The following is a 16252-nucleotide window of genomic DNA, read 5'->3' on the forward strand; positions in this document are numbered from 1 at the left end:
ATGCAACCCGAAGCGTCCACAGGAGGCTGATTGACCATGAAGAAGGCACGCGGACTGCGCAGGTACTTCTACGAGTACGTCTACTACAAGGCAGTCGAGCAGGCCCGGGCGCAGACCGGACAGGTCGTTCCGATCTCCCAGGCCAAGGCGATCCGCGCCCGAGTCGACGAGATCCTCGGCCAGCGGGGCACCGCACTGGCCGACCCGCGGCTGGGCATCGCGGACTGCCTCTCTGCCATCGACCAGGCGTTCGCGGAGAAGGTGTCCGGCTACGAGCCGCAGTTCGGTGATCATTCCCCGCAGAACGAGCGCTATCAGCAGTCGCAGCGGGAGTTCACCCGCGTCACCGGTGTCGGTGCCCAGGTCGACCCGAAGTCGGCCGGGCTGCCGATCAGCCCCTATGACCCCGACTGGTCCGAACGCGCGACCGTGAAGCGCGCCGGGACCGCGCTGGTGTACCTGCCGGACGAGACGATCGAACGCGTGGCCGGCGGCGAGGTGGAGACCCTGGCCGATCCGCGGCGCGGAAACATGGTGCTCTGGCGCATCGGCGACGATGGCAGGCCGTTCGAGGCGGGCCGCGCGATGACGAACGACGACGCCGCTGGACTCACCGCGCTGATGGACAAGATGAGCCAGCAGGAGTACGACCAGGTGCGCGAGTGGGTCATCGACGGCGGCCGGGACCCGCAGACGAACCGCGTCGACCGCAACCGCTTCATGTCCGCGCGCGCCGTGGCGCGCTCGGCCGCTCTGCTCGAAGAGCTGAAGGCCCAGGGCGTGTCCTACGAGGTGATGCGCGACCGCGAGCCAGGTCAGATCAAGGCGAAGATCGCTGGGACCGGCATGGAGATCCGCCTCACCGACACGCGTCAGGAGGAGTACGCCGGAGCCCGGGTATACGACAACGGCACCGTGCTGCGCTACTCGACGAACTACCGTGTTCCCGGCGGCATGGCGGTCTACTCCCCCTCGCCGACGGAGGCTGTCCAACTACTGCGCTTCGCCCAGGGACATCGCGTCGAGCGTAAGGATCTGCCGGGGCACGCCGCCGGCGAGACCGGCGCGACACACCAGGAGCGCGGCCGTGACCGCATGGTGGATGTGCCCGACAGCTACCACGTTGACCGTGAGTCGATGTTCGTGGTCGGCGACTACGTGGCCCCCGGCGAGTCCCGCCCTCGGCCCGGCTCGAAGGTGATGCTGCGCCGGGACGCGAAGAACCGCTCACTGCCGGCCTTCTTCCTCGACACCGAGCCGGCCGAGGCCTATGCCAAGACCGCCGTCGAGAGCGCTCGGGAGAACCTGCGGGCAGCCCTTGGCGTCGAGGATCTCATTGCTCGTGCCGAGACGGAGCTGGAGCGAACCGGCGGAGCGCTGGATGCGATCGAACCACCGGAGTACTCGGCTGACTCTGAGGTCGCTGCGATCCAGCGCTCGTACTGGGACGTGCTCACAGGCGCGCGCAGCGAACTGCTGCGCCCGGGTGCGACCGAGGAGATGTACCAGGAAAGGCTGGAGGGGATCGGCGAGCTGCAGGCCGAGGAGGCGCCCGGGATGGGCAACCTCGTCTACGGCGGCACCGCCGTCGAGAAGGTCCGACAGCACGCTGAGGACGTTCCCTTCGAACTCATCGGGACCTGGGAGGCGCTGCCCCATGACGTCGACGGCGAGTGGGTCGATCAGCGCTTCAACCCGGAGCGGGTGGCGCGATACATGACCAGCCCCACCGGGCAGTGGTCGAACCTCGACAACCTCGCCTCAGCGCTTCGTCGTTGCGAGATCTCCCCTGACGAGATAATGGGCTCGACCTTCCAGACGACCCGGTTCAAGGACCGGCTCGTCCGCTTCAACGCCGAGCGTTCCGTGCCGATCGCCGATCACGAATCTGCGTTCATACGGCGTATCGGGGCCACCGTGCGCGAGAGCATTGAGCGCAACGCGGCGCGGGTCTCCGAGATCCTGGTCGACGAGCACGGCGTCATTCGCTGGACTGGCGAGAAGCTTCGCCGTGACGGCAAGGGAACTCCGATCTCGGGTGAGATCGGCCAGGTCTTCGATGTCGGCGAGTACGGCGAGATCACCACCGCCTTCGCCAGCGGGCAGAACGCCCTCATCGTGCCCGGCTACGAGGCCACGATCACGGCCCAGACCCCGGGCGAGGCTCCGACCTCGGTCGAGGAGCGCACGCGCCTGCGCGGCTACGAGCAGCTCATGCACGAGCGCATCCAGTACCAGATCGCCGGTGACCTCATCGCCGGGCGGAGCGAGACCGGCGAGCCCTCCTCGCTCAACACGGTCTACTCACAGCTGTACGGCACCAAGCACCCGATCGACTTCATCGAGCGCGCCACCACGTACCAGCGGGACGAGTCCACCGGCGAGGTCAAGGCGCACCTGGAGGAGTGGACGGCAGCGATCCTGCAGACCGAGGCGCGCCGTGTGCGCTACTCCAACGAGATCAAGGCCGGCTCGACGGTCTACGCCGAGTACAGGGCCCAGCGCGACCGAACCGACCCGGCTGATGACAACCGCTTCGACGCCTGGCGGCTCACCGGCGGGCGGAACATGACGGTGCTCACCGGCAAGGACCGGAACAACGTGGCCGCGCCCAGGGGCTACTTCGACCCGGTGATGACCGGAGGCGCGACCAACCAGGGCATCGTGCGGTACCTGACCACTCAGGCCCGGGTCGACACCGATGGTCGCATCGTGCCGGGCGACGAGAGCGTGGCCGGACAGCGTGCGCCGCTCATGGCCCTCCCCGAGCTCGAGACGCTGCGGTACGACCCGTTCGACCGTCAGCAGATGACGGCCTCGACGATCATGCAGTCCTCTGAGGTCACCGCGCCGGCGAAGACGGCGCTGATGACCTTCGGCGGCTGGACGGCTGATGACCCGATCGTGGTGTCGAAGGAGTTCGCCGGGCGCCACCGCATCCGCGGGGCCGGCGGTCAGGAGCGCGATCTCGTCGTGGGCGACAAGATCGCGGATCTGCACGGCAACAAGGGCGTGATCTCGCTGATCGTCGACCGGGACATGCCTCTGCACGACGCGCGGCAGCAGGCCGTCGTCGAAGAGGTCAACTGGTTCCGGGCCAACCCGGGTCTGGACGTGGTGATGAGTCCGTTCAGCCTCATCTCCCGGCGCAACGCGGGCTCGGCGCGCGAGCTGATGAACGGGAACGTCTCCGATCTGCGCTCGCCCAACGGAGAACTGCGGCCGAGTGCCCTGGGCGAGATGCGCTTCGTGGTCACCCATATGGCCGTCGACGAGAAGACGAAGATCTACGACGACGAGCAGGTGCGTGCCGGCAAGGGCCGCAAGGCCTCCTCCCAGCTGGCCTGGGCGCTGCAGTCCCAGGACTGCCCGGCGATCATGCGCGAGTTCTACGGCCACAACAGCGGGGCCGAGTCGAGCCTGCGCGAGTACCTGCTGGTGACCGGCATGGACATGGACGCTGACGGCACGCTGCGCGTGATCGGCCGGGCTGAGGCCCTCGACGAGCGTACCGAGCGTCGGTTCATCCCGATGCCCGACTTGCTGCGCACGCAGCCGCGCAAGGCGGGCCAGCTCCCGGGACTGAACACCATGGCGATGCGCAAGTCCTTCGGCGACCTCATCGGCGACCGCGGCGGCGACATGGAGATCCCGTTCCCGCTCACGTATCCGACCGGTGAGCAGACCGAGACGGTGAGCGCGAGCTCGTGGAAGCTGCCGGTGATGTCCTCGCATCTGCGCAGTGGTCAGGAGTTCGAGGACGGGTCCTCCGTCACGCACGACTACACCCGCAGCTACCAGGACGTCTTCGTGCAGGCTTGCCGCTACCGCTACATGGCCGAGCAGCTGGACGGCCAGGGTCTGTCCGCCGAGAAGCGCGCCGAGGTGCGTCGCGCCATGAGCGAATCGGTCTCGCACGCTCAGCGCGCCTTCGAAGCGATCACGACCGACGTCCAGAACCGAGTGCTGACAGGCAAGAGCAACATCTTCAAGACCGGGCTGATGGCCTCACGGCTCACCGACTCGGCGACGATGGTGTGGACCGCGGACCCACGGCTGAACGTCGACCAGATTGCGCTCAGCTCGGTCAAGGCCGAGCAGCTGGGGCTTGCCGAGGGCGACCACGCGCTGGTGTGGCGTGACCCGGTGCTCCGTGACGCCGGCGTGCGCTACCTGCGGGTCGCGATCGACGACCGACTCACCGGCGCCGCGATCAACCCGGTGATGGACGCTTGCTTCGACGGCGACTTCGACGGTGACGCCGTCGCCGTGGTGAAGCTGCACAGCGAGGCAGCCAAGGCTGAGGCCCTGGCGAAGCTCTCGGTGCCGGCCAACCTGTTGGACACCGGAGTGGTCAAGGGCGATGGTTCACACCCACTGGCCATGCAGGTGTCGCTGGACACCCGGGTCGCGCTGTCCAAGGACGCTGGACTGGCCGCTGAGTTGGAGGGTTCGCGGAGCCAGGCGAACCGGCTCCGGCTGCAGGCACTCACGGGTTCGGATTCGCCGGAGGACATCAAGCTCGCCCAGCAGGTCGTGACGCAGGAGCTGAGCGGGCTGTACCGCCAGGCGCAGCGTGGCGAGTTCGGTACGGCACTGACGTTCTCGGATCGCGAGGCGCACCTGCAGAGCGTGCGCAAGGTCTGTGTCGAGACCGGCGCCAAGGGGAACGAGCAGAAGCTCACCGACTACGCCCGGAACCTGGGCGATGCGCAGGGCGTGCCCGGCATCACGCAGACCGACCAGGAAGCCTCGATGTTCGCCACGGCGATCAAGTCCCACGGCACCGGCCTGGGTGGCTCGTTCAGCCAACGCGCCGTGCGCGCGCTGCGCGGCGAGGACCTCAAGGCCGTCCTGGAGGTCACCTACCCGGTGACCCAGTCGATCCTGCAGGCCAAGCACGACGCCGCCGAGGCCCGGCACAAGTACGCGATGCTCCAGGGCCCCGGCCGCGATCTCTGGAGGGGCCGCAGCATCGAACAGGTCGGCCCGGGCCAGTGGCACACGCCATTCGTCGACGGTGAGCCCGTCCAGGCTACGGAGGAGGAGTGGAAGAAGCAGTTCGTCGAGTTCTACGAGTCCAAGGAGGGCTTCGGAGTCACGGTCAACCCGGAGTACGTGGCCCGCGTGGCCAGTGCGCTGAAGGACCCGGCGACCGGGCTCATCCGCAACTTGGAAGAAGACGTGTCGCTGCGGGGCACCGTGATGGACCGGATGGCCTACGGCGGCGCGTTCACCGATCTGGTCGAGGCGGCCGAGAACCGCGAGAGCGTCTACGACGGCGAGAAGAACGAGCAGTTCGCGTCCTCGGGGACTCTGAAGGCTCGGGTGCAGGCGTCCTGGCAGCTCGATCAGCTGGGCTCCGCCAAGACCCACAGCCCGGACAACGCCGTGATCGCTGTCGATGACTCGGTGGTCAAGCCCGACGTGATCTCGCGAGACGCACAGGCGTCCCGCACCCGCGGCTCGAATCGCCGCTCCGCGCATGCCGTTGGCGTGGGCCCGGCGCGCCGGGTCTACACGCCGAGCATCGAGATCGATCAGCCGGAGGTCGACGGCGGCGACTACGGGATGGGGTACTGAGATGGCACAGCACAAGGAACTGGGAACAGGACCCGCGGGCCGCCGGCGCGCGATCAAGGTGCTTCCGGTTGGCGACGATCGGCTTCGGACCGGTGAGCCGCGAGGCAACACCTATGCCCGCTGGGACTCTCGCTCGGACGAGCCGATCGACGCCGAGGTGATCGACGATCCGGGGCCGCAGGACGCAGACGGTGCGCGCGCCTGGCGTGAGCGGCTCCGGGACCGTGCTCGCGAGTTCTTCGGTGAGAAGACCCGGAAGCGGATGGCCGACCGTGAGCGCGTGCACGGGATCGACGTCGACCGAGCCGAGGACGAGAGCGAGGGCCTGGATCAGCGCGAGCAGCTACTCAAACTCAGGGCGGAGACGCGGCTGGCCGGCGAGAAGTACATGGCCTCGCTACGGGACTCGAAGCTGTTGGTGCCCGGCTTCGACGACGAGGAGCGGACCCAGGATCTCGGCGTCATGCACCACGTCTACATGCAGATGATGATGCAGTCGTGTCTCAAGCCGCTCTCGCGCGGAGTGAATGCCAATTCGATCATCCAGGCGGTCGGCATGGTGATGACGATGCGGATGCTCGCCCCGGATTTCAAGAAGGAGATGGACAGCTACCTCCATCCCCTCAAGGACAAGATCCAGGAGCGCATCGACACGAGGGCCCGTGGCATGGTGGCCTTTGCCGAGAGCGGCATCACGCACCGGCAGAGGATCTTCAAGGACCTGCCGAGCGACGCCCGGCGCGAGCGCCTGATCGGCAGCACGGATCCGCGTGACCACCTGACGAAGAAGTGGCGCAAGCGCTTCGACGCCATGCAGCATCGTGAGCGCGGCCACCGGGAGATGTTCACTCCGGACTCGGCAGCCATGACCGAGGTCGCGCTCATGGAGAGCGCCTTCTGGAAGATGCGTGAGCCGGGCGCGGACGTTGGCCTGATCCGCGATAGCTACCGGGCGATGCGCAAGCGGCTGCACGAGCAGATGGGTGCAGACGGGCTGGAGCGCCAGGAGGTCGTCCAGCGCGCGCGAATGATCATCGGCGAGCGGATGGAGTACGAGCCCGAGCTGCGCACGATGTTCAACGGCGTGGCCCACGGACGGATCGTCAAGGCCCCTGCACACGAGCAGCAGATCGCCGGCTCCGACCGGGTCCACACGCTTTGGAGCGGGGAGTTCGACGACCAGCTGGGCCAGCGTCTGCCCGAGGACGGGATGTTCACACTGCGCCGGCCTATGGACGCGGACGCCCACCAGGTTCAGCTCGCCGAGACGATGAAGACCTCGCTTCTCAACGCACTGGGCCGCGGTGACCAAGAGGCCTACGGGGGCAACATGCTGGGCTACCTGGTCGGCTTCGCGGCGCAGAAGCAGGGTCTGGACACCAGCGGGCTGCCCGGCATGCTCCAGCACCGCCTGGACCAGTCCGAGGTGATGATCGCGAGCATGGACATCGACGGTCTGCCACCCGAAGAGCAGCAGCGGGTCTACTCCAACGCCTACGTCGACGCGATAGAGGCAGTGAACGAGAAGTACCCGGATCTTGAGCCTCAGCTGAAGCGGAGCCTCGGAGAGAACTGGCAGCAAGCACTGCAGACGGCGGTCGACGACCCCGGGGCCTTCTTCGAGGAGCAGCGACTCAAGGCGCGGTCGCGCCCTACGGGTCCGTCCGCCGAGCAGGAGGCCGGCGCGCAGGACAACCGCCCGAACGCTGGGGCCGACTCCGAGGACTACCAGCCCACCTGAGCGCGATCCGGGAACGCGAACAAGGAGCAGGAGGAGGGGCATGAACCAGGAACAGAACGAGGGACAGCAGGTCAGGTACGGATCGCGCTTCGCGCGGATGTTCGGCTACGTCACACCGGAGGATCGGAGCCGATGGGAGCAGCAGCGGGCGCAGAACAGGCCGAACGTCAGCGCGATCAAGCAGGGCACGATGTCGGCACTGAGTTCGATGATGGAGTTCGGACAGCGCAGCATCGGCGCGAAGCTCGATGCGGCCGACCGCGTGGCGGCGCAGCAGCGGTTCGGGGAGTCTCACGACAAGGTCGTGAACCGGCGCCGCGATCCGAAGACGCGGACCATCATCGAGTCGGTCGGCTATGAGCCCGAGGACGACCGGGAGGGGATCGAGCCAGATCTGGAAATCTAGTCAAATGAGCAAAGATAAGCATGGCGACTGCACCTGATACGCCCAACTCCTCTTCTCCACTCACGCCTATCTCCGATAGACTGGTTTCTCAGTGGAACCGTGTAATGAACGACGATAGGGCAGGGTGTTGATATGGAAACGACGAGGACACCGCGTGTCAGTAAGCGCGAATTCATCTCGCGGGTCGCGACTCGCAGCAAGTTGCCCGTCCGAGTGGTGAACAAGGTGTACGAGTCGCTGCTTGGTGAACTCACTGGCGCGGTCAGCTGCGGAGAGGCGGTCGTACTCACGAGCTTCGGCCGCTTCTACCGGCAGGACCATAAGGGTCACAAGGTGCGCTTCGGCAAGAGCAACGTCGATGACTACGTGGTTCTCAAGTTCTCCGCATCGAGCAGCTTCAACCGCCGACTGGCGGGCAATGAGGACGACGCCTCACGCGATACCTACGGGGCGATCGGGGATGCCGACAAGTTCGAAAACGTCATTGAAGGTCGTGAGCTGCGGCCCGCGTCGTAGACAGCGAGGAGCCGACAGAAAGGAAAATCCCCGTGATGCCTGCAGGCATCACGGGGATTTTCTTTATGGATGAGACAAGTTCGGCCGCGAGGCTCAGCCGTCGGCGATGACGAAGATCAGCACCAGCGCGCTGACCGGGACGATGAGCACGCCGGCCACGGCCAGGTACAGGTCACTCGAACTGGAGGTCGGGCTCGTTCGTGGATGGCGTGTCGAAACTGCCGGCCAAGCGCCGTCCGGGTCGCGAGGGACTCGCAATCGGCTCGCGCTGCGCGGCCAGCTCGGCGAGAGTGAAGCCCACAGGACGGCCCAGGCGCTGGCCGGCCATGTAGTAGGCCTGCCCGTTCGCGCGTTCACCCAGGGCGATGACCTCGCGGGTGACGGGCTCGCCCGGGCGCTGGGGCGCGTGCTCCCGCCAGACGATCCGGTGCGAGGGCTTTGCATTCGGATCTGCGCCGACGTATGTGGTCTCGCAATCGGAGAGGTCGGGATATGTGGGCATGTACTCCAGCGGGTGCGTGCTCGGCGCGCCTTGCTGGATCCGGCTCAGCTCGTTGAGAGCCACGCGCAGGAGCCGGCCCTGTGGTCCTTGAGGTCGCGCCATCGCAGCGTCGTGGAGAGTCTGGAGGTCCTGCTTGAGACCGGCGGTCGGCAGGAAGCGGATGGCAGGCCGACGCTCACTCATGGGTCTTCTTCTGCTGGGCAGCACGATGGCCATCCGCCCACTGCTGACCGAGCGGGCCGAGGCTCTCGGCCAGCTCTTCGATGGTCATGCCCGCCTCGCCGGAGGCGTCGGACTCCTGGATGCGACGGGAGAGCTCGGCCTGGAAATCAGCCTCAGCGTGGACGTGGGCCGCGTGGTCGTACTTCATGAGGCGCACGAACGCGGCAAAGGGGATGATCGCGGCCTCGGGCTTGTTGCCGTCTCCGAAGATCAGCGGCGTGATCTGGCCGCGGCGATAGAGGTTCAGAATCGTGGCGAGTTCCTCGTGCCCAAGCTGGCCTGTCGGGACGACATTGACAGAGAACTTCGGGAGCTCGGCACCGGAAGTGCTGTTGTCGTGAGCGTTGTCGTTGCGAGTCATACCTTCAGTATAGTCAGTCGAGATCAACTTCTTGTCGACTCACACACGAGGGTCATCGCCGAGTTGATACGGGTGTCGAATGATGGCTCACTCCATCTCCGAGAGGCGGGCCAGGCAAGAGAAGGAGGAGCCCGTGCTCCAGTCCCGCACGGTGCGGGGCTGGAGCACGGGCCCCTGATTGATGGACAGTCACGACTTCAGAAGTTCCCCTCGTCGACCTGCATGCAGACAATGCCGAGCGAGCGCCACAGGGCCACCACTCGGTCACGGTCGTCCAGGGCGGTCGGCGAGCTGGTTGCACGGCAGCGTGAAGGCCTGCGTGCCCATGAAGTAGGCCAGGGCCTCGACGAGGCTGGACTTGCCAATACCGGGTTCGCCCATGGGAGCGGGCGTCGCACCAGCCTCAATGGAGTCCTGCTGCACATCGCCACCCGATCGCGCTCCGCGCGATCAGCGCTGTCCCCCACCGGTACTCGGCTCCTCCGCAGTACCCGTCACCTGCCTCACCCGCTGACGGAGGCAGCAGATGAACCAGGAGCAGAAGCAGAAGCAGCAGGAACAGGCATGGAGCGTCAGTTGGTCGACGAGGAGCGGGCCTCGCGGTCAGCCACGAGCGCAGCCGCCCGGTCGAGGAGGAAGGGCCGGCCGTTTCGCCGCTCGCTGTGTTTGGGGCGCGCAGGAATGACGTCGAGCCCAGCCTTGTAGAGCACCCACGAGGTGCCGCCTGTCGAGTACTCGACGCCGAGGGCACTGCAGGCCCGCAGTTGCGTCCGCATCCGGCCGTAGAGCGAGGCGAGAACCAAGAACTCCCAGCGGGACATGTCGTGGTTGAAGTCGCCGGGATCCCGGAGCTGATGACGTGCACCGGACAGGGTCTGCTCGATGATGGCCTGCAAGTACGGGATGCCGGGCATGTCCTCGGTGGTGTCGACAGCGGACGCTGAAGCGCCGGAGCTCTCGCTGGCCTTCACGGCCAGCTGCGCGTAGAGGTCCTCGATGGACGCGAAGGCCGGCGCGGAGCACCGACGGTCGCCGGGGCAGTCTGAACCAGGGCCTGAGCGGCCACGGCCACAGGTGCGGACGCAGGCTGCGGGGCCGGAAAGGACAGGCCGTCCTCCACCTTGGTCGCCACCGGGACAGCGGCGGGAGGGGCAGCACTGGCAGGGGCGGCCTGAACGGAGCGCGGCGTGCCGTTGAGCACGATGCCACGCGCAGCCAGCTCAGCCTGATCGATGCCGCCGGCATTGTAGTAGCGCAGCTACTCGTGAACGATCACCTGCTTGTGGGCCAGACCGCGGTTATTGAAGGACGAGCGTGACGTCGAGGCCATGCACGAGCTCCCGGCCGGACTCGTCCTGGTCGTAGGTGCCGTCGCCCTTCGAAGAAGGGATCGCGATGACCGGCAGGGTGGTGCCCTTCGAGTCGATGGAGTAGTTGGGTCCGGTTTCGGGCCGCTTCGGGGAGCCGTAGCGGCGCTCGGAAACGAACTGCCCCTCGAGGGTGGGGTTGTTCGGATCGGCGAACTGGACCTCGGCGTGAATGATCGTCGTTGGCCATGGTGGTGCGCTTCCTTCGTTCGGCCTGGCGGTCGATGGTTCGGGGATCCGTTGGCGACCCATCGGACAGGATTCGGGCCACCATTCAATCCCTTATCGTATCGACTTGGATTCGACTATGAGTAGAATGTCGATGAGGGACACGGATGACTCTGCATGCTATTCATAGAGGAGTTGAGGCAGGGATGGCGGCTACGATTCAGGAGCCAGTGGGGACGGCGTCGAAGCCGACGGCACAGACGAGGGCGACTGCCGGGAGTCACGCCGGCCCGATGGGCTTCGGCAAAGGGCCGCTCATCGCGGCCAGCGTCATGGCGGGCGGAGCAGCGCTCTTCGCCGGCTGGGGCCTGACGCAGCTCGCGACTTCCGACGGCGGCTTCACCCAGGCACTGCACGGCAATCACGCCCCGGCCGAGGTACCGGGGAACCCTAACGAGAAGGACGCCGGAGGCGGCAGCGCCCAGCAGCCGAGCGAGGGCAGCACGGCGAAGCAGGACGAGAGCGGGGCGAGTCCGGCTCCGACGCCCGGTCGCGGCGACGAGGACGAGGACGAGGACGAGCCCAACGGACCCAACGGATCGGGCGCACCGGCCGAGCCCGCGCCGAAGACGAAGCCGTCCACCATCGAGCCGGGCGATACGCTCGCCGCGATCTCGAGGGCGACGGGGGTTCCGATCGGCATTCTGGTCGAGATGAGCAAGATCCAGATTCAGGATCTCATCAACGCGGGGGCCTCGCTGCTCAACCCGCCGGTGTGACGACGCGACAGGGCAACACCGTCACGTACCGAGCCTGAATCGACGCCCTGACGCCACGAGGCCGTCAGGGCGTCGTCTCCTCAAGCGGAGAACTCTGCTGACCGGCGGCCTGCAGGTCCATCAGTCGCGTGCGCAGCCGGCGCAGCTTCTCGATCTCGTCGTCCATGGACAGGATGCCGTTCTGCTCAGCGGTTCGCTCACGGGTTCCGCTCCTGGAAGGCGACTGCGTCGAAGACGAACTGCCTGACCTCGTGGGGCTCACCGCCAGGCGTCACCCGGGACCGGCGCGAGCCGGTCCACGGCATGCCTGCACTCGGCCCGGGTTCGACACCCGGATCAGCTGTGCTGATCCCCCCTCGTTGCGAGAATGCGGCGCCGCAACAGCGTCAGAGATCAGGCGACCCCGCCGACAGCCTGGTCAGCGGGGTCGTCCGATGTACAAGATCGTGGTCCCTCACGCCGCATCAGTCTCATCGGACTCACCTCGGCCAAACAGGAATCCGCGGACATCGCCGGTCTTCATCATGTCCTGCAGATGCATCAAGAACACCGCACGCTGCGTGGCCCGGCGATCGACCAAGGGCTCGTACTCGCGCAGTACCTTCAGGTTGACGACCCAGCCGTTCTCGCGAGAGATGGCCTGGTCAAGCTGCGAGTCCGGCACGACGTCCATCCCAGTGAAGTCGTGGTCGAACTCGGAAGCGATGTCGAGGTGTTGATTCGGCCCGTCGATGTAGAGCGTGTCAACGCCGACCTGCCGGCCGGCCTCGTCGAATGCCACGAGGAACACGCGGTCTGCCCTGGTGGTGTTGTCGACGTGGACCGCTGCAACGTTGGTATCACCGATGAAGCTCGTCTCCTCGAACCGCTCGCACACGCGGGCACGAGCCTCGTAGCACCACATGATGCGCCGGGCTTCGTTGAAACCTTTGAACTCGCCAGAGCTGGACACCTCTGGGTGAGACTGGATCATCGGTGGGATCCTTCCAGGTTCCTAGGCCGTTGCATGACCGGGTCCGGTGGACCCGCCTTGAACAGGGCGGGTAGTTCAGCGTTGGACTAACCAGGGCATAAGATCGACGCGCGAGCAGAGCCCCACCATCAGGTGCGATACAGAAACGTACGGGAGATGCATGGATCGATCAAGTCAGTTACCGTTAGGGTTCTCTCGTCGCCACCCGAGGTCCAGACCGCCAAGTCGCAGGAGTTCATGTGCCACGTCAATTCGACGGCAGCCGAGTGCGAGCTGTCAGACGGGGTAAGGAGCTCAGCCAGAAGGAGTTGGGCGCGAAAGTAGGTGTCCGCGGCCCGACCGTGGCGCGATGGGAAAGCGGCGAGGAGTTCCCCAAGGGGGAGAAACTCCCAGGGATCGCGTCGGCACTTGGTCAGGACCTTGACATCCTCTTCCCCTACGACGGCGCCGTGGACCTGCAGTTGCTTCGCTGCGACGCCGGCCTCAGTGTGGCGCAGGCCTCCGAGGCCATCAACGCCAGTCGCGTGCCGCTGAGCAACGCGGAGTCCGGCAGGCGTCGGCTCCAGGATGCCTACGTGGGACCTCTCTCGCGCGCCTACGGGGTGACGACGGAAGAGCTACTGGCCGCGCAGGATGTCTCGTTCGGGCTCCGCAGGGTGCGGCCGCTGAGGGAAGCTCGTCCGTCTGCACCTCGCACGGTCGGCGAGAAGATCAACTATCTTCTGGAGCACGGGTACGCAGGCCAGACGTCTCCGTCCAACGAGCAGATCGCGCAGGCCGTCAACGAGCACAGCGGCACGACGCACATGACTGCCGATGGTATCGCCGCGCTTCGTTCGGGCGCCCCAACGACTGCCTCGGACGCAGTACGTGCCGGCCTGGCTCATGCTCTCCAGGTCGACATCGCCCTCTTCCAGGACGACGCCGAGTTGAGCCCTGCGGCCGGTGAATTCCTCGAAGCCATCCGCTTCCTCGGGTCGATTCACCAAGGCCAGATCCTCGGCCTCGCCGCCCGCGGCAACCAGGCGGGGCTGTCGGCCGGCATGATGGCCAAGATCAACGAAGTCGTCGGAGAGCTGAAGAACAAGCTGCCGGGCGAGCAGAGCGAGCAGTGACGACGGCGCCACGCCTTGACAGCGCCGCCGAGCCGTCCGCCCCTGGCCATGGCAGAGCCGGCCGCTTCCCGCCCTCAGCCTGACGCCCTTCGCGGCTGAGCTGCAGCTTGGGGCACGCCCCATGCGGCATGTCGAGGTAGCCGACGGCCGGGCTTCGTCCGGGGGCGGAACGGCACCTTCCGTGTACCAGATGTGGTCCCACAGGTCTGACGCGTACGACCAGGGTCCCGAGCCGCACCGGCAAAACGCAGATCCCCGGCCGTTGGCCACCTCGCAGTGGGGTGGCCAACGGCCGGGGACGGCTGGACGAGGCGCCTGCCCGGGGGCCGGCTACGGCGCGGCGGTGAGGTCCACGCCCAGCAGGTTCGACAGGTCGGCCACCGTCTGCTTGGAGTCCTTGTTGTGCACCCCCGCGAAGCCGAGCTGCTCCGCCGCCTGGACGTACGCCTCGGTGTCGTCCACGAAGACGCACTGCTCGGCAGGCATCTCCATGAGCTTGAGCGTGATCTCGAAGAGCTCGGGGTCGGGCTTGCGCAGCTGGTGGTGCTCGGAGATCACCACGACGTCGTACAGCTTGTCGAGGTCGTAGCCGTCGTAGAGGTCCCAGGGCGCGAGGCCCACCGAGTTGGACAGGATGCCCACCTTGATCCCCGCTCGCCGCGCCGCGGCGGCCGCGTTGATCAGCAGCGGCTCCGGACGCAGGCCTCCGAAGATCCTGCCCATCAAGTTGTCGGGAGAGACGCCCAGCTTCTTGCCGGCAATCTCGTTCCACTCGGTCTGGCTGACCGCTCCACGCTCGAGGTCGCTGGTGATCCGGACGCCCTCTTCGTCCTGGTACAGGGCCGAGATGCATGCACCCTGGGGAAGCCCTTCACGCTGCTCGAAGGCGAGCACCACGGGCAGGAGCGGTGTGGTGAGCACGCCTCCGAAGTCGAGGACGAGGCCGGTGTGCTGAGACATGCAGGAACTCCAGTGCTGAGAATCTGGGCGCCGCCCGTACTGGACAGCGTTCCGGCCCCGGCATGCGCGTGGCGGCGACAGCGCCTGCGCTTCGCTTTCCAGGGTCGGCGGTATTTACAGGGCGGAAACGATGCCACCCACTGTCTGGCCCACGGTACCGGCCACCTCTTTGCGGGACTGGCGGCCCCGCCCGAATCCGAAGGGCGGCAATAGCACCTGGGGTCTATTTCCTATTTCACGCGACCTCCCAATTGAGTCGACTTCTTCCGCCGCAAGGAGCAGTACCTGAAACTCGAATAGCATTTTCGGGCTGCAACGTTTTACGCGTCCGGTTCAAGACTCAGCTCCGCAGACTGCTGCAGAAGCTCTTGAGCGTCGGCCGGGGTGATGACCGCGTAAGCCTTGCTCACTCGCACGAGCCAAGCTGCCTCGCTGTTCGTATCGACGAAAGGTTTCTCCTGGAGCGGGCCTGTCGCGTACTGGCTGGCCTTTGTGGAGGCAGCGGCACGGAGCGCCGCGGCGATCCAGTACGCCTCGGCGCCCGGCTCGGGGTCGGGGTGCGACGCGGCTGTCTCCTCAGCAGCCCACAGGAGCGTCTCTGGGGCGTAGTACCGGAGCTTCTCGCAGGCATCAGCGACGTCCTGGGTCCATCGGTCCAGGCGGACATCGCTCGGGACCCGCATGTGGATCAGCTCGGCCAGGCGCGACCCGGGCGGGTAGAGACTCGTTCCGGGGAAAGCCTTCACCAGGTCGAACCAGAGCGGATGAAGCCGGTAGAGGGTCTTCCATGTCTTCCAGCGAGCAGCGACGACGCTGGTGGTGGGGATGCTCGCGCCTACAGCCACGATCAGGAAGAGCAGGTTCATCCACATCGCCGTGAGATCAATGAGTATCTCCACTGTGGAATGGCTCAGCGGGAAAAATACCGCCGTCCACACGATGACGATTCGGGCCGCCGTGTGGAGGAGCCCCATCCACATCGAGATTCCCATCAGCCTGAGACCGATTCGCATACTGGTCGCCTCGGCTTCTCGCGCCCCCCTCGACCACTGGTAGCCGCAGACGGCGGTTGTGACGAGCGGGAAGAAGTAGAAGACGCTCATATACACAGCGGCGCCCCATTCCCCTGCATGATCGCTGAGAAAGTCTTCACTTTGCCGCTGGCGGTCCACAACGGTGAAAAAGAGAATGGTGAGCAGGGTCACGCCGATTGCGCCCACCGGGTAGGAGGCGCGGGCGATCCAGCGCGACACCGTGACGTGTCGGGGCACCACGGCCTCGGAGCTCTTGCCGTAGCTGGTCGCAACGTACGTCAAGGACGCGATGATGGCGGCGGTGCTGGCGAAGTGTCTGAGGAGAGCGTTCAGGTCGATCACGGGGATGCGGTCCACGGCCTGCATCGCTGCTGGTGTGTAGAGCCACAAGGCCACGGAGAATCCGGCGTAGCCGCCCCAGAGGGCTCGGCGGTGGGCGTCACCGTACCGGACGGCGGGGAATCGCCAGACGGCTATGAGGGTCATCACTGCCGCGGTCAGGTACCTGAAGAAGTCGAGCATGCC

14 protein-coding genes are annotated in these 16252 nt (G+C 66.4%); 6 read left to right on the plus strand and 8 right to left on the minus strand.

What is annotated here, in order from left to right; all coding sequences use genetic code 11:
• The first annotated feature begins 36 nt into the window (after positions 1-36).
• The 4 genes from OG472_RS10155 to OG472_RS10170 all read left to right on the plus strand — a co-directional run bounded on the left by OG472_RS10155 (position 37) and on the right by OG472_RS10170 (position 8246).
• A complete protein-coding gene (locus OG472_RS10155) occupies positions 37-5583 on the plus strand; it encodes a hypothetical protein (RefSeq protein WP_405829108.1) in 5547 nt (1848 codons plus the stop codon).
• A 1-nt stretch (position 5584) separates the two neighbouring features.
• Entirely contained in the window at positions 5585-7324 is a 1740-nt protein-coding gene (locus OG472_RS10160) for a hypothetical protein (protein ID WP_405941334.1), read from the plus strand.
• 40 nt (positions 7325-7364) lie between these two features.
• Entirely contained in the window at positions 7365-7730 is a 366-nt protein-coding gene (locus OG472_RS10165; protein WP_405829111.1) for a hypothetical protein, read from the plus strand.
• Between the two features lie 132 nt (positions 7731-7862).
• The gene (locus tag OG472_RS10170; protein ID WP_405829113.1) at positions 7863-8246 is read left to right on the plus strand and encodes an HU family DNA-binding protein; all 384 of its coding nucleotides are present in this window, start codon (positions 7863-7865) and stop codon (positions 8244-8246) included.
• A gap of 172 nt (positions 8247-8418) precedes the next feature.
• Here OG472_RS10170 and OG472_RS10175 read toward each other — a convergent pair whose 3' ends face one another.
• From OG472_RS10175 to OG472_RS10195, 5 genes are all read right to left on the minus strand, one after another.
• Complete coding sequence (locus tag OG472_RS10175; protein WP_405941335.1) at positions 8419-8964, minus strand: hypothetical protein; 546 nt, start codon at positions 8962-8964, stop codon at positions 8419-8421.
• Complete coding sequence (locus tag OG472_RS10180) at positions 8924-9331, minus strand: hypothetical protein (protein WP_401612901.1); 408 nt, start codon at positions 9329-9331, stop codon at positions 8924-8926. Before OG472_RS10180 ends, OG472_RS10175 begins: the two co-directional genes overlap by 41 nt.
• 264 nt (positions 9332-9595) lie before the next feature.
• Positions 9596-9754, minus strand: coding sequence for a hypothetical protein (locus OG472_RS10185; RefSeq protein WP_401612899.1), 159 nt, complete (start codon positions 9752-9754; stop codon positions 9596-9598).
• A 149-nt stretch (positions 9755-9903) separates the two neighbouring features.
• Positions 9904-10302, minus strand: a complete 399-nt coding sequence (locus OG472_RS10190) for a hypothetical protein (RefSeq protein ID WP_401612896.1) — start codon at positions 10300-10302, stop codon at positions 9904-9906.
• 327 nt (positions 10303-10629) lie between these two features.
• On the minus strand, positions 10630-10950 hold the full coding sequence (locus tag OG472_RS10195; RefSeq protein ID WP_405829118.1) for a hypothetical protein: 321 nt from the start codon (positions 10948-10950) through the stop codon (positions 10630-10632).
• Positions 10951-11159: 209 nt separating this feature from the next.
• On the opposite strand from OG472_RS10195, the gene OG472_RS10200 reads away from it, so the two are divergent.
• Positions 11160-11645: a LysM peptidoglycan-binding domain-containing protein gene (locus tag OG472_RS10200; protein ID WP_401612891.1), complete on the plus strand. Its 486-nt coding sequence runs from the start codon at positions 11160-11162 to the stop codon at positions 11643-11645.
• A 454-nt stretch (positions 11646-12099) separates the two neighbouring features.
• On the opposite strand, the gene OG472_RS10205 is transcribed toward OG472_RS10200, so the two are convergent.
• The gene (locus OG472_RS10205) at positions 12100-12618 is read right to left on the minus strand and encodes a hypothetical protein (protein WP_405829120.1); all 519 of its coding nucleotides are present in this window, start codon (positions 12616-12618) and stop codon (positions 12100-12102) included.
• Positions 12619-12857: 239 nt separating this feature from the next.
• On the opposite strand from OG472_RS10205, the gene OG472_RS10210 reads away from it, so the two are divergent.
• Positions 12858-13733, plus strand: a complete 876-nt coding sequence (locus OG472_RS10210; RefSeq protein ID WP_405829122.1) for a helix-turn-helix domain-containing protein — start codon at positions 12858-12860, stop codon at positions 13731-13733.
• Positions 13734-14063: 330 nt separating this feature from the next.
• On the opposite strand, the gene OG472_RS10215 is transcribed toward OG472_RS10210, so the two are convergent.
• Both OG472_RS10215 and OG472_RS10220 read right to left on the minus strand, forming a co-directional pair.
• Positions 14064-14693 (minus strand): HAD-IA family hydrolase, encoded by a 630-nt coding sequence (locus OG472_RS10215; RefSeq protein ID WP_405829123.1) that lies wholly within the window; start codon positions 14691-14693, stop codon positions 14064-14066.
• A 320-nt stretch (positions 14694-15013) separates the two neighbouring features.
• The gene (locus tag OG472_RS10220) at positions 15014-16249 is read right to left on the minus strand and encodes an MAB_1171c family putative transporter (protein WP_401612884.1); all 1236 of its coding nucleotides are present in this window, start codon (positions 16247-16249) and stop codon (positions 15014-15016) included.
• Between the last annotated feature and the right edge of the window lie 3 nt (positions 16250-16252).

The organism is Streptomyces sp. NBC_00207 (assembly GCF_045160965.1).
Lineage (GTDB): Bacteria > Actinomycetota > Actinomycetes > Streptomycetales > Streptomycetaceae > Streptomyces.

Excerpts from the sequence above, each read along its gene's own strand:
- OG472_RS10195 (WP_405829118.1), bottom strand. The coding sequence starts at position 10,950 with ATGGGTCGCCAACGGATCCCCGAACCATCGACCGCCAGGCCGAACGAA.
- OG472_RS10175 (WP_405941335.1), bottom strand. The coding sequence starts at position 8,964 with ATGGCCATCGTGCTGCCCAGCAGAAGAAGACCCATGAGTGAGCGTCGG.
- OG472_RS10220 (WP_401612884.1), bottom strand. The coding sequence starts at position 16,249 with ATGCTCGACTTCTTCAGGTACCTGACCGCGGCAGTGATGACCCTCATA.
- OG472_RS10180 (WP_401612901.1), bottom strand. The coding sequence starts at position 9,331 with ATGACTCGCAACGACAACGCTCACGACAACAGCACTTCCGGTGCCGAG.
- OG472_RS10160 (WP_405941334.1), top strand. The coding sequence starts at position 5,585 with ATGGCACAGCACAAGGAACTGGGAACAGGACCCGCGGGCCGCCGGCGC.
- OG472_RS10170 (WP_405829113.1), top strand. The coding sequence starts at position 7,863 with ATGGAAACGACGAGGACACCGCGTGTCAGTAAGCGCGAATTCATCTCG.
- OG472_RS10205 (WP_405829120.1), bottom strand. The coding sequence starts at position 12,618 with ATGATCCAGTCTCACCCAGAGGTGTCCAGCTCTGGCGAGTTCAAAGGT.
- OG472_RS10200 (WP_401612891.1), top strand. The coding sequence starts at position 11,160 with ATGGGCTTCGGCAAAGGGCCGCTCATCGCGGCCAGCGTCATGGCGGGC.
- OG472_RS10215 (WP_405829123.1), bottom strand. The coding sequence starts at position 14,693 with ATGTCTCAGCACACCGGCCTCGTCCTCGACTTCGGAGGCGTGCTCACC.
- OG472_RS10155 (WP_405829108.1), top strand. The coding sequence starts at position 37 with ATGAAGAAGGCACGCGGACTGCGCAGGTACTTCTACGAGTACGTCTAC.
- OG472_RS10165 (WP_405829111.1), top strand. The coding sequence starts at position 7,365 with ATGAACCAGGAACAGAACGAGGGACAGCAGGTCAGGTACGGATCGCGC.